10 protein-coding genes are annotated in these 13,193 nt (G+C 63.5%); 5 read left to right on the plus strand and 5 right to left on the minus strand.

Annotation, left to right across the window (positions count from 1 at the left end; translation table 11 throughout):
- Positions 1-72: 72 nt before the first annotated feature.
- On the plus strand, positions 73-798 hold the full coding sequence (gene bluB / locus HF027_RS04690; RefSeq protein WP_168013380.1) for a 5,6-dimethylbenzimidazole synthase: 726 nt from the start codon (positions 73-75) through the stop codon (positions 796-798).
- Between the two features lie 10 nt (positions 799-808).
- Positions 809-2,281 carry a cobyric acid synthase gene (locus HF027_RS04695; protein WP_168013382.1) on the plus strand — a complete coding sequence of 491 codons (1,473 nt, stop codon included), beginning with the start codon at positions 809-811 and terminating at the stop codon, positions 2,279-2,281.
- A gap of 4 nt (positions 2,282-2,285) precedes the next feature.
- Here the strand turns inward: HF027_RS04695 and HF027_RS04700 are convergent, their stop codons facing one another.
- From HF027_RS04700 to HF027_RS04710, 3 genes are all read right to left on the minus strand, one after another.
- Positions 2,286-2,945, minus strand: coding sequence for an OmpA/MotB family protein (locus HF027_RS04700; protein WP_168013384.1), 660 nt, complete (start codon positions 2,943-2,945; stop codon positions 2,286-2,288).
- Entirely contained in the window at positions 2,938-3,786 is an 849-nt protein-coding gene (locus HF027_RS04705; protein ID WP_168013386.1) for a motility protein A, read from the minus strand. Before HF027_RS04705 ends, HF027_RS04700 begins: the two co-directional genes overlap by 8 nt.
- 144 nt (positions 3,787-3,930) lie before the next feature.
- Positions 3,931-4,743, minus strand: a complete 813-nt coding sequence (locus tag HF027_RS04710) for a glycerophosphodiester phosphodiesterase family protein (RefSeq protein ID WP_168013388.1) — start codon at positions 4,741-4,743, stop codon at positions 3,931-3,933.
- Between the two features lie 239 nt (positions 4,744-4,982).
- On the opposite strand from HF027_RS04710, the gene HF027_RS04715 reads away from it, so the two are divergent.
- The 3 genes from HF027_RS04715 (at position 4,983) to HF027_RS04725 (ending at position 8,700) form a co-directional block, all read left to right on the plus strand.
- Positions 4,983-5,555 (plus strand): hypothetical protein, encoded by a 573-nt coding sequence (locus HF027_RS04715; RefSeq protein WP_136255236.1) that lies wholly within the window; start codon positions 4,983-4,985, stop codon positions 5,553-5,555.
- A gap of 149 nt (positions 5,556-5,704) precedes the next feature.
- On the plus strand, positions 5,705-6,682 hold the full coding sequence (locus tag HF027_RS04720) for an NADPH:quinone reductase (protein WP_168013390.1): 978 nt from the start codon (positions 5,705-5,707) through the stop codon (positions 6,680-6,682).
- Between the two features lie 149 nt (positions 6,683-6,831).
- Complete coding sequence (locus tag HF027_RS04725) at positions 6,832-8,700, plus strand: SLC13 family permease (RefSeq protein WP_168013392.1); 1,869 nt, start codon at positions 6,832-6,834, stop codon at positions 8,698-8,700.
- A 97-nt stretch (positions 8,701-8,797) separates the two neighbouring features.
- Here HF027_RS04725 and HF027_RS04730 read toward each other — a convergent pair whose 3' ends face one another.
- The gene (locus tag HF027_RS04730) at positions 8,798-11,254 is read right to left on the minus strand and encodes an acyl-CoA dehydrogenase (protein ID WP_168013394.1); all 2,457 of its coding nucleotides are present in this window, start codon (positions 11,252-11,254) and stop codon (positions 8,798-8,800) included.
- A 181-nt stretch (positions 11,255-11,435) separates the two neighbouring features.
- Positions 11,436-13,124 (minus strand): choline dehydrogenase, encoded by a 1,689-nt coding sequence (gene betA / locus HF027_RS04735; protein ID WP_168013396.1) that lies wholly within the window; start codon positions 13,122-13,124, stop codon positions 11,436-11,438.
- Positions 13,125-13,193 lie beyond the last annotated feature (69 nt).

Below are 13,193 nucleotides of genomic sequence, written 5' to 3' on the forward strand. Positions count from 1 at the left end.
GCTCCGCCGGGTAAGCTCATCATCCTGCAGTTCAGTGCTATGCCACAAACAGTATTTTCAGGAGACCGCTGCATGGCAGACCCGACCGGGCGCCCCAACCATGCCTTTCCCGAGGTGCAGCGCGAGGGCCTCTACCGGGCCATCTTCGAGCGCCGCGACGTGCGCGCCCAGTTCCGCCCGGACCCGATCCCGCCCGAGGTGCTGGCCCGCCTGCTCGAGGCCGCCCATCACGCGCCCTCGGTGGGCTTCATGCAGCCCTGGGACTTCCTGCTGATCGACGACCGCGAGGTCCGCGAGCGGGTGCACGCCATCTTCGAGCGCGAGAACGCCAAGGCGGCCGAGGCGCACACCGGTGAGCGCGGCGCCCTGTATCGCCGCCTCAAGCTGGAGGGCATCCTCGAGAGCCCGCTCAACCTGTGCATCACCTGCGACCGCAGCCGTGGCGGCGAGCACGTCCTGGGGCGCCAGAGCATCGTCGAGATGGACCTGTTCAGCACCTGCCTGGCGGTCCAGAACCTATGGCTGGCGGCCCGGGCCGAGGGCATCGGCGTGGGCTGGGTCAGCATCCTCGACCAGTTTGATCTGGCCGAGGTGCTGGGCCTGCCGGAGAACGTCTATCCGCTAGCCTACCTGTGCCTGGGCTACGTCGACGACTTTCTCGACCGGCCGGAGCTGGCCCGAGCCGGCTGGCGGCAGCGCCTGCCATTGGCCGAGCGGGTGCACGGCAACGGCTGGCAAACGCCGCCGACGGATGCAGCGCTTTCCTCGGCTATCGACGAGCTGACACCCCATTCATGAGGACACCGCCATGCCGACCCTGATGATCCAGGGCACGACCTCTGACGCCGGCAAGAGCACGGTGGTCGCGGGGCTGTGCCGGGCACTTTCCCGCCGTGGCATCTCGGTGGCACCCTTCAAGCCGCAGAACATGGCGCTGAATAGTGCCGTGACGCCAGAAGGCGGCGAGATCGGGCGTTCCACGGCCCTGCAGGCCCGCGCTGCCGGGATTGAACCGCATACCGACATGAACCCGGTATTGCTCAAGCCCGAGACCGACCGCGGCGCCCAGGTGATCCTCGATGGCCGGGTGCATGGCCACATGGACGCGCTCGACTACCACGCCTTCAAGCACCAGGCACGCGCCACGGTGCTGGCGGCCTGGCAGCGACTGTCGAGCCGCTTCGAGGTGGTCATCGCCGAGGGGGCGGGCAGTCCCGCCGAGATCAACCTGAGGGCCAATGATATCGCCAACATGGGCTTCGCCGAGGCCATCGACTGCCCGGTGCTGCTGGTCGGCGACATCGACCGCGGCGGGGTCTTCGCCCAGCTGGTCGGCACCCTGGCGCTACTCGCGGAGTCCGAGCAGGCCCGCACCAAGGGCTTCATCATCAATCGCTTTCGTGGCGATATCGCCCTGCTCGAATCCGGCCTCGACTGGCTCACCGCCTACAGCGGCAAGCCGGTGTTCGGTGTGCTGCCGCACCTCAATGGGCTGTTGCTCGACGCCGAGGACGGTGTCGGGCTCGCCACCCAGCAAACGGCGGCGCCCGAGCTGCATATCGTGGTGCCGATGCTGCCGCGCATCAGCAACCATACCGACCTCGATCCGCTGCGCCTGCATCCGCGGGTCGCGCTGACCCTGGTGGGGCCCGGGGAGACCATGCCGCCTGCCGACGTCATCCTGCTGCCGGGCAGCAAGGCGACGGCCAGTGACCTGGCTTGGCTGCGCGCCCAGGGCTGGGACCCGGTCATCCGCCGACACCTGCGCTATGGCGGCAAGGTGTTGGGTATCTGCGGCGGTTTCCAGATGCTCGGCGAGGCCATCGACGACCCCGAGGGCCTGGAGGGGCCGCCGGGAAGTGTGGCGGGGTTGGGGATTCTTGCCATGCGCACTCGCATGGTGGCGGGCAAGCAGTTGCGCAACGTGAGCGGCACCCTCGTTGGTACCCCGGCCGGCGATGAGGTGGCGGTGAGCGGCTACGAGATCCACAACGGCATCAGCGAGGGGCCGGCCCTCGACATGCCGCTGATGCATCTCGAGGGCCGCCCCGATGGGGCGGTCAGCGAGGACGGCCAGGTGCTGGGCACCTACCTGCATGGGCTCTTCGACGAGGCCGGCGCCTTGAGTGCGCTGCTCGCTCGGCTGGGGCTCGAGGCTGATGGCGCGGCGGTCGATTACGCGGCCCACCGGGAGCGTGAGCTCGACCGCCTCGCCGACACCCTGGAGGCGCACCTCGACATGGAGCAGCTGCTGTCGTTGGTGCGGCCTGCCGAGGGCTGAGGCCTCAATCGTCGTGTAGCACCAGTTCCACCCGGCGGTTGCTGGCTCGGCCCGCGGCCGTCTCGTTGCCTGCGAGCGGCTGGGTATCGGCATAGCCGATGGCACGCAGACGTGTGGCGTCGATACCCTGCTCGGTCAGGAATCTCAGCACGGCGCTGGCGCGGGCACTCGATAGCTCCCAGTTGGAGGGATAACGCGCCGTGGTAATGGGGCGACTGTCGGAGTGCCCCTCGACAGAGATACTCCCCGGGAAGGCCGCCAGCTTGTCGGTCAATTGGGCGAGGGTGGCCTTGCCTCTGGGTGTGAGCGCGGCGCTGGCACTATCGAACAGCAGGTGATCGGCGATGCGCAGCATCATGCCCTGGGCGTGGCGGGCCACGACCACGCCATCTACCGCCAGGTCGTCGAAGGCGGCATTAACACCATCACCCTGGCGCGGCAGTATGCCTGCCTGGCGCTCACCTACCTGGGCCAAGCCGGGGAAGGCGCTCTCATGGGGCGTGGTGGGGTCGCCTGCGTCACCGCCGGTCATCGAGATCAACAGCACGAACAGCGTGATCAGCAGGGTCAGCACGTCCAGGTAGCTGGTCAGCCAGCTCTCGCCGTCGCTTTCCTGGCTGGCGTTGTTACTGCCTGGCAGCAGGGGGTCCTGGATGTCAGCCATCCTGGCGCGCCTCCTGGCCGCCTGGTCCTCGTGGCCCTTGCTCGTCGCCGCTCGTATCGAGGCGTGGCGGCACGTCGCGAATCTCGTCGCGGTAGTTGGCCATGAAGGAGTTGAGGGTTTCCTCGATGAAGGAGGGCAGGCGACGCCTGCATATCAGCGAGATGCCCTCGAGCACCATGTTCATGGCGATCAGGCGTTCCTCGGTGCGGCGTTCGAGTTTCACGGCGATCGGCTTGAATACCAGGTTGGCGAGCAGAATCCCGTAGAAGGTCGTCAGCAGAGCGATCGCCATGCGCGGCCCGATCACCCCGATGTCGCCGGCCTCCATGACCTCGAGCATGTTCACCAGCCCCACCAGAGTGCCGATCATGCCGAAGGCCGGGGCATAGGTGGCCATGGTACGAAAGATCTGCGCCTCGGCGAATTCACGTGCCTTGAGCCGGGCGATTCGCCAGCGCAGCAGCTCGAGAATATCCTCTTCCTTGGTGTTGGCGATGACCAGCTGCACGCCGGTGCGCAGAAAGGGGTTGCTGGCTTTTTCCAGGGCTTCTTCCACGGCGCGCACGTCGCCCTTGAACCACAGCCGTGAGATGGCCACGAGCTCTCGGATATCGTCGTGGGCATAGGTGTTCTCACGTCGAAACACCAGGCCCACGAGGCGCACCACCCGCAGGACTTCCTTGAGCGGATAGCTGATGAAGGTGGCCGCCAAGGTGCCGGTAACGACGATGGCAAGCCCCGGCAGGTTGAGGAAACTCTGGGGCGATTCGGCGGTAAACAGCAGCACGATGCCGAGCAGGCCCATGCTGGCCAGCATGCCGATCAGCGTCGACGGGTTCATGAAAGTCTCCGATCCAGGGAAGTCATTAACTTTCATCGGCACGTGGCCAATGACCTTGATGCCTGTATCGGGTTTGATTGATTCAGATCAATTCTTGTCGGGGTCACCTCGGATCAGACAGGTTCTGTGTTTTTGGTCGATGGGTTAGGCAGGCTCGGACAGCCAGCCGGCAAAGCACCTGGGATCGTCGCTTATCGCGGCATCGACACCCCACTGCCAGAGAGGAGCAAAGGCGGCCGGGTCGTTGGCGGTATAGCAGATCAATCGATAACCGGCGGCCTTGATCGCTCGCGCTCGGGATTGGGTCAAACGCGTCCAGTCGCCATGCACACTGAAGGCGCAGACTCGACGGGCATCCTTCTCCCAGCCGTTGGGGATCTTGTCATAGAGCTGACCCAGCCTCAGGCGGCTCGGGTCTGGTTCAAGCGAGCGAGCGGCGTCCAGGGCTTGGCCCGAGAAGGAAGAGACAATCAGCCTGCTTGTGGGCAGTGCCGCCACGGCCTTTGGCACGGAGGCTTCGGCCAGCGCCTGTGGGTCACGGCCGCGGGCGAGCTTGAGTTCCAGGTTGAGGCCCATGCCAAGTTCGTCGAGCAGGGCGAGCATCTCATCAAGTGTTGCCATGCGCTCCTCGGCAAAGCCCTCCTCAAACCAGCTGCCCACATCCAGGCGCCGGGCCTCGCCGATCGTCAGCTTCGCCAGCCGTTTGCGAGCGTTTGAGCAACGCTTGACGGTGGCGTCGTGCCAGATGACCGAGGTGTTGTCGGCGAGCAGTTGCACATCGAGTTCGACCCAGTCGATCCCGGCCGCATGGGCGGCGCGCACCGCGGCCAGGGTGTTCTCCGGTGCTATCGCTGATAGGCCACGATGGGCGATCAGTCGCGGCGGTGTCTCGGCAAGTGAAGGAGAGACGGCTGACGTTGCTGATGTCTCTGATGTGGCATCGGAAGAGGCGGCCATGGCAACGGCTCCTGAACGAGATGAGAATGCCGACAGACTAAACGAGATCGGTGGTGTGCCGTAGTCTCGTTGGCGCTTATTGCTATCAAGCGCTGAGAGGGTGGCGACGCAGATGTCAGATGCCAGGCGTCATTCGCCGGCGATAGGGGAGGACGGGGCCATCGGCGCCTGACTGTGCTAGGCTGCGGCTTTTTTACATCAAGGCCCGCGTCGGCGGGCACCGCGATAGAGGTAAGTCGATGAGAGTCGTGCACGTCAAGAACGCCCAGCATCTTGAGGCCTGTCTCGCTCGGTTGTGTGCCGAGGTCTACGGTCATCAGGCAGGACTGGCGCCACTGGCCACCTTCGCCGGCACGATGGGTGTACTGGTCAAGCAGGAAGCCGCGCGCGTGTTGGCCCTGGTCGACAATCAGTCTCAGCCGGTGGCGCTGGCGCTGCTGGTGCTGGATGAGGCGGGTCAGGGAATGGAGGTCTCGCTGCTGACTTCACTCGAGGATGCAAGCGTCTCGAATGCAGCTCAGCGCCTGATCCAGGAGCTCGCGCTCAGGGCGCCACTTAAGGTCGTGGCAGCGGATGACGATCAGGAAACGATGTTTCGCGAGGCGGGTATCGAGCGCTGGTTCGACGGCGAGCAGGGGCGGCGCATCGGACTCGGTGCCCAGCATCCCGCCGAAGGGCTTGATGACCTGACACGCACACTGGCCTTCGACGAAGGCTCGGTAATCGCTTCCTTCAAGCAGGACAAGGACGCCTTCGAGAGCTACAAGTCCCGCTTCGTGCGCGGTCTGGAGTCCTTCCCGATCAACCTCTAGCGGCAAGCCGATACGCAGCATCCTTGTCTTAGGCCATGCCTGAAAAGTGTCTGCGCCCAATGACGGGCTTGATCCCCTGAGGGGCGGGCGCTTGGATGGACATGATGCTTACACTCGACTCACGCAGGTTTCTGCAGAAGGAATGTGTCATGGCCAAGCGTATTCAGTTCGCCCGCACTGGCGGCCCCGAGGTACTCGAGTTTGTCGACTTCACGCCTGCTGACCCCGACGCCGGTGAGGTTCGGGTTCGCCATCAGGCGGTAGGACTCAACTTTATCGATATTTACGTGCGTACCGGCCTCTATCCGGTACCGTCACTGCCATCGGGCCTTGGCACCGAGGGAGCGGGTGTGGTCGATGCCGTGGGCGATGGCGTGACACACCTCAAGGTCGGCGATCGGGTGGCCTATGCACAAGGGCCGCTGGGTGCCTACTCGGAGCTTCACACCCTGCCCGCCGAGAAAGTCGTCAGCCTGCCTGATGAGGTGGCTGCCGAGACTGCCGCGGCCTCGATGCTCAAGGGCCTCACGGTTCAGTACCTGCTGCGCCAGACCTACCCGCTGAAGGGCGGTGAGACCATCCTCTTCCATGCTGCTGCGGGTGGCGTCGGCTCGATCGCCTGCCAGTGGGCCAAGGCGCTGGGCGTCAGGCTGATCGGCACCGTCAGTTCCGCCGAGAAGGCCGCGCTTGCGAAGCGTAACGGCGCCTGGGCCACCATCGATTACACCCAGGAAGATGTCGTCGAGAGGGTGCGTGAACTCACGGGTGGCGAGATGGTGGATGTGGTCTACGATTCGGTGGGCAAGGATACTTGGCAGACCTCACTCGATTGCCTCAAGAAGCGTGGCCTGATGGTCAGTTTTGGCAACGCCTCCGGTCCGGTGGAGGGCGTCAATGTCGGCATCCTCAATCAGAAGGGCTCGCTGTTCTTGACCCGGCCGAGCCTCAACGGCTATGCCGATACACGCGAGCGTCTGGAAGCCATGAGCGAGGAGCTCTTCTCGATGCTTGCCAGCGGCAATATCCGCATCGACATCTCCCACCGCTACCCGCTTGCTGATGCCGGCAAGGCGCAAGAGGCCCTGGCGGGTCGCCTGACAACGGGGTCGACCATTTTGCTGCCTTGATCGGCGCTGACAATACAATGTCACACCCGACGCCCGCCTTTATATGGCGGGCGTCGGCGTTGGGGCTGGTGTTTTCCCTCACTTGCTGGTGTGCTTGGGGATATGCAAGTTGCTTATGTCGGGGTACCGCCACAGGGAGGTGAGGTTTCATGTCAGATAGCACGCAGGTATTCCTGATCATTGGCCTGACCTTGGCGGCCTTCATCTGGGGACGCTTCCGCTATGATCTGGTGGCGTTGGCGGCCTTGCTGGTCAGCACCATGGTAGGCCTGGTGCCGGCCAATGAGGCCTTTCTCGGCTTTGGTCACCCGGCGGTAATTACCGTCGTGGCGGTGCTGGTGCTAAGCCGTGGCTTCGAGCGCTCGGGGCTCGTTGATGTGATTGCCGAGCAGACACTGAAAGTCGGTGAGCAGCTGGTGTGGCAGGTGCTGGTGCTTACCGGCACGGTGCTGGTGCTCTCGGCGGTCATGAACAACGTGGGAGCCCTGGCCCTCATGCTACCGGTGGCGATGCGCATGGCCCGCAAGCATGAACGCTCGCCATCACTGCTGCTGATGCCGCTGGCCTTCGGCTCGTTGCTCGGCGGTTTGACGACCCTGATAGGTACGCCGCCTAACATCATCATTTCGAGTTATCGCGCGAGCCAGACCGGTGAGGCCTTCGGCATGTTCGCCTTCTCGCCGGTGGGTATCGGGGTCGCGCTGGCAGGACTTGCGTTCATCGTGCTTCTGGGTTGGCGGCTAAGCCCGCAACGAGAAGGGCAGTCCTCGGCGGATGAGCTTTTCGATACCGCTAACTATCTGGTCGAGGTGCGCGTCGGGGAGGACAGCAAGGCCCAGGGCTGGACCTTGCGTGATCTTCATTCGGAGCTTGAAGAAACGGTGCCAGTGCTGGCGGTGGTGCGCGGTGAGACACGCCACGCCGCTCATGACTTTATGGGGAACCTGAAAGAAGGCGACATTCTGCTGCTCGAGGCCGGTCCCGATGAGATGAAATTGCTCGAGGACAAGGCCGGGTTGCATCTGGGTGCCGAGCCGGACGATGCGAACGAAGATGACGATGAGAATGACGTCGAGGAGAGTGCGGCGGCATCGGATGATAAGGGGTCAAGCAACGCCAAGGCCGAAACGGAAAAAGAGAGCAAGCAACAACTGGATCCCGAAGGCCTGCAACTGGTCGAAGCGGTGATACGCAACGACTCGATGATGATCAATCGCACGGTGACACAGCTGCGCCTGCTCAACCAGCACGGCCTGCATTTGGTGGCGGTGGCAAGAGACGGTGCTCGCCTCAAGCAGCGCCTGAGAGATATTCGCTTCCGCGCGGGTGACGTGCTGCTGTTACAGGGTGACGAAGGCGGCTTAGGCGAGAGCCTCGCGACCCTGGGTTGCCTGCCCTTGGCTAGCCGTAACCTGACCATCGGCCAGCCTCGTATGTTGGCGCTGTCACTGGGGATCTTCGCACTGGCGATTGCCGCCATGCTGCTTGACTGGCTGCCGGCGGCCGTCGCCTTGTCGACGGCGGCATTGGCGTCCTTGCTGGTCGGCGTGCTGCCGTTACGCGAGGCCTATCAGGCCATCGACGGTCCGGTGATCGTGCTGCTGGGAGCGATGTTGCCTGTGGGCCATGCGCTGGATAGCAGTGGCGGCGCTGCGCTGATTGCTGATCAATTGTTGGCGATGGGCAGTGACTGGCCTGTTGTGGCTACGCTGGTGGGACTCTTCGTGCTGAGTATGGTGCTCTCCAATATCATCAACAATGCCGCAGCGGCGTTGCTGATGGCGCCTATCGCTGCGAGCCTCGCCGAGGGCTTCAACGCTTCGCTGGATCCCTTCCTGATGACGGTGGCAGTAAGTGCTTCCTGTGCCTTCCTAACGCCCATCGGGCATCAATCCAATACTCTGGTGATGGGACCTGGCGGTTATCGGTTTAGTGACTACTGGAAGCTGGGCTTGCCGTTGTCGCTGGTGGTGATGATGACCGCGATTCCGATGATCCTGTGGGTCTGGCCGCTTTAAACGTGGCCGTACAGGACTCAAAAACATCGCCCCGCTCAGGAGGAGCAGGGCGATGAAGACCGGCCGGCAATCGGCCGGGTGGAGCAGATGGCCGTATCTAGGCGGCGGTATCTGTGTGCCAAGTGACATTTTCCTTGGCGCTGGCGAAGGCGTCGAAGGCGAAATCATCGACACTGAGCATCGCCAGCACCTCGGCCTCATGCTCGCGCATGAACTGAGCGTCATCCTCGCTGAGCAGACCGGCAGCCAGGGCGGCCTCGATGCGCTGTTCGGGATGCAGGGCGTCGGCGGGCAGTTCGCCCTTGGCATAGGCCTTGTTGAGGCTGCGATAGATGGGCTCTGCCCGTTCCTGATCGGCGAGCAACGCGTTGTAGCGTGCCAATGGATTGTCCTGCTGCCCCTCTTCCTGAGTATCCCATGTATAGGCGAGTAGCTTGGTGCGCAACGCCGTATCCCGCGAGACGTTTTGAGCGATACCGCGTGTCAGGGTGTCTTGCGGGCGGGCCCAGCGACGCCCCAACGGCATCACGATCGGCTTCAATACTCGAGCCAGGGCACGGTTCGGCAAATTGTCGAACAACTCGACGAAGGCCTGTTCAGCGCGTTGCAGCAGGAAACGGCAGCTGTAGTGCAACAGCTCGTCCTCACCTTCGACCTTGTCACCTTCCTGCCAGCCCTTGAGCACCATGGATGCCAGGTAGAGATTGGACAATACGTCGCCGAGCCGTGCCGAGAGCATCTCGCGTAGCTTGAGGCTGGCGCCGAGACTGGCCATGGCAGCATCCGCGGCGAGCCCGAAACCGGCGGACAGACGAGCAACATCCTGCGCATAAGGCGCGGCGGTTGCATCGAAGGGTACCGGCGGACGACCGATGCCAAGCCCCAGGGTCAGGGCGCGAGCAGCGTTGCCCAGGATCAGGCCGGTATGCGAGAAGAACGCCTTGTCGAAGGCCTTGATGTCGTCGGCCTCCTTGGCGGCCAGTTCCTCGAGCACATAGGGGTGACAGCGAATCGCCCCCTGGCCGAAGATCATCAGGTTGCGCGTCATGATGTTGGCGCCTTCCACGGTGATCGCCACCGGGTTGGCCGCGTAGCCGATGCCAATATAGTTGCGAGGCCCGAGGGTCACGGCGCGTCCACCGTGGATGTCCATGGCGTCGCCAAGCAGGCTGCGCTGGAACTCGGTCAGCTGACTCTTGAGAATGGCCGAGGGTACCGCCGGCTTTTGTCCGTGGTCGATCATGTTGGCCGTCTGGCGCACGGTGGCCTGGGCGATATAGGCCATGGAGGCGATACGGGCCAGCGGCTCCTGCACACCTTCCATTTCTGCGACCGGAAGGTTGAACTGACGACGAATGCGGGCGAAGCCCCCACTCCAACCCAGCGCATAGCGTGCGGTGCCGGTCGCACCAGAGGGCAGGGTAATGCAGCGACCCACCGACAGGCATTCGACCAGCATGCGCCAACCCTCGCCTGCCATCTCGGGACCGCCGATGATGGTATCCAGCGGTACGAAGACATCCTTGCCCTTGATCGGTCCGTTCATAAAGGGGCTGCCGATGGGGTGATGGCGGCGGCCGATCTCCATGCCCTCGGTATCGCGGGGAATCAGCGCACAGGTGATGCCCAGGTTCTCTTCATCACCCAGCAGGTGGTCCGGGTCGAACATGCGAAATGCTAGGCCGACCACGCTAGCGATGGGCGCCAGGGTGATCCAGCGTTTCTCGAAGTTGAGCCTGAGGCCCAGGACTTCCTGACCATCGACTACCTGCTTGCACACCACACCGGTGTCCGGCAGAGCGGTCGCATCCGAGCCCGCTCGCGGACCGGTGAGGCCGAAGCAGGGAATCTCACGACCATCGGCGAGTCGCGGCAGGTAGTGGTCCTTCTGGGCATCGGTGCCGTACTTCAACAGTAGCTCGCCCGGGCCAAGCGAATTGGGCACGCCCACGGTGACCATCAGGGTCTCGCTGACCGAGAGCTTCTGCAGCACCAGCGATTGTGCCTTGGCCGAGAACCCCAGGCCGCCATAGGCCTCGGGGATGATCATGCCGAAGAAGCCTTCCTTCTTCAGATAGGCCCATAGCTCGGGGGGCAAGTCGGCCCGTTCCCGGGCGATATCCCAGGCGTTGCACATGCCGGCCGCCACCGAGCACTGGTGATCGAGGAAGGCCTGCTCCTTGTCGGTCAGGCCGTCATCGTTCATGTCCATCAGGTTCTGCCAGTCTGGCTTCCCGGAAAAAAGCTCGCCATCCCAGCCGACACTGCCGGCCTCGAGCGCGGTGCGCTCTGTATCAGATACCTTGGGTGCCACTTTTTTGAACATGGCGAAGAGCCGCGGGGATAGCCATCGACGACGTAGCATCGGCAGCCCGCATGCCGCCACACAGGCACCGGCAATAAGCAGCACCAGGCCAAGAAGAGGCGCGCCGAGGATAAGCCCTGCAATGCCCAGCACGGCGAGCACACCAAGGGCAGCGGGGGCACCGGCCTCGCGTCTAAGCACTGCGATAAGGCCAACCAAGGCCAGAATGATCAGTGAGAGGTGGATCATGAGTCAGGCTCCGTGACGTGTGTTACCAGTATTCTAACAAGCGTTTGAATTCTTGTAGCCTAGACCATTGATTGGTCGGTGACTAGCCCCTGAAGTGACGTGACGATGGCTTTAGTTCCTGAGCCTGTATCAATAAAAAAACCCCGCGGGTGCGGGGCTCAAGGGAGGGGGGAAGGAGCGTTTAGAGTCGACGCTTGGGCTCGGCCTGGGCCGGTGCGTCCTTGGCGACATAGTAGGGCGCCTCGGAGCGGGCCAGAGGCTCGCGGCCGCGGATCTTGTCGGCGATCTTTTCGGCCAGCATGATCGTCGGGGCGTTGAGGTTGCCGGTGGGGATCAGCGGGAACAGCGAGGCGTCTACCACCCGCAGGCCCTCGAGACCGTGCACGCGTCCGGCGCCGTCGACCACAGCATCGTCATCTTCGCCCATTCGGCAGGTGCCGCATGGGTGGTAGGCGGTCTCGGCATGCTCACGCACGAAGGCGTCGAGCTCGGCATCACTTGAAACGTCCGGCCCCGGTGAAATTTCGCGGCCGCGGTAGGGATCCATGGTCGGCTGAGCGATGATCTCACGGGTCAGGCGGATGGCATCGCGGAATTCCTGCCAGTCCTTGTCGGTGGACATGTAGTTGAACAGGATGCTCGGCGCGGCCTTGGGGTCGCGAGAGGTCAGCTGTACGCGGCCGCGGCTATCCGAGCGCATCGAACCGACGTGGGCCTGGAAGCCATGGGCCTGCACCGCGCTCTTGCCGTTGTAGCTGATGGCGATCGGCAGGAAGTGATACTGCAGGTTCGGCCACTCCTCGTCATCGTTCGAGCGGATGAAGCCTGCTGCCTCGAACTGGTTGCTGGCGCCGATGCCGGTGCCCTTGAGCATCCATTCCAGGCCGATCTTCGGCTGGTTGTACCACTTGAGTGCCGGGTAGAGAGAGATCGGCTGCTTGCACTCGTACTGGATGTACATCTCCAGGTGATCCTGGAGGTTCTCACCCACTCCCTTGAGGTCATGGACCACGGGGATGTCGAACTGCTTGAGCAGCTCGGCATTGCCGACGCCCGAGCGCTGCAGCAGTTGCGGCGAGGCGATGGCACCCGAGCAGACCAGTACCTCGCGGCGAGCGCGGCCCTCGACTTCCTGATTCTTGTGCAGGTAGCTGACCCCGACGGCGCGTTTGCCCTCGAAGAGGATGCGGTCGGTAGTGGCACGCGTGACGATGGTCAGATTGTCGCGCTGCTTGGCGGTGTCCAGATAACCGCGAGCGGTTGAGGCACGACGCCCGTTGGGGGTCACGAAACGGTCCATCGGGCCGAAGCCTTCCTGCTGGTAGCCGTTGACGTCCTCGGTGCGCGGATAGCCGGCTTCGACGCCTGCGTCGATGAAGGCCTGGTAAAGCGGGTTGTTGTCTTGCTTCGGGGTGGTTACCGAGACCGGGCCGTCACCGCCGTGGTAATCGTTGGCACCGATGTCACGAGTCTCGGCCTTACGGAAGTAGGGCAGACAGTCGGCATAGGTCCAGTCCTCGAGTCCGGTACCCTTGGCCCAGTTGTCGTAGTCCAGGGCGTTGCCGCGGATATAGCACATGCCGTTGATCAGCGAAGAACCGCCGAGGCCCTTGCCGCGGCCACATTCCATGCGCCGGTTGTCCATGTGCGGTTCAGGGTCGGTCTCGAAGGCCCAGTTGTAGCGCTTGCCCTGCAGGGGGTAGGCCAGTGCCGCTGGCATTTGGGTGCGGAAGTCAAAACGGTGGTCGCGGCCACCGGCTTCGAGCAACAGTACCGAGACGTCAGCGTCTTCGGTCAGTCGGGTGGCGAGCACATTGCCGGCAGATCCGGCGCCAACGATGATGTAATCGAACTCTTGAGCCTGTGTCATCGACAAGCCCTCCTGATTCAGTGAATAGGGGTGACGAAGGTCATGCTGAGATGGTACGAGGCAACAACG

This window comes from Halomonas salinarum (genome assembly GCF_012062845.1).
Classification (GTDB): Bacteria; Pseudomonadota; Gammaproteobacteria; order Pseudomonadales; family Halomonadaceae; genus Onishia; species Onishia salinarum.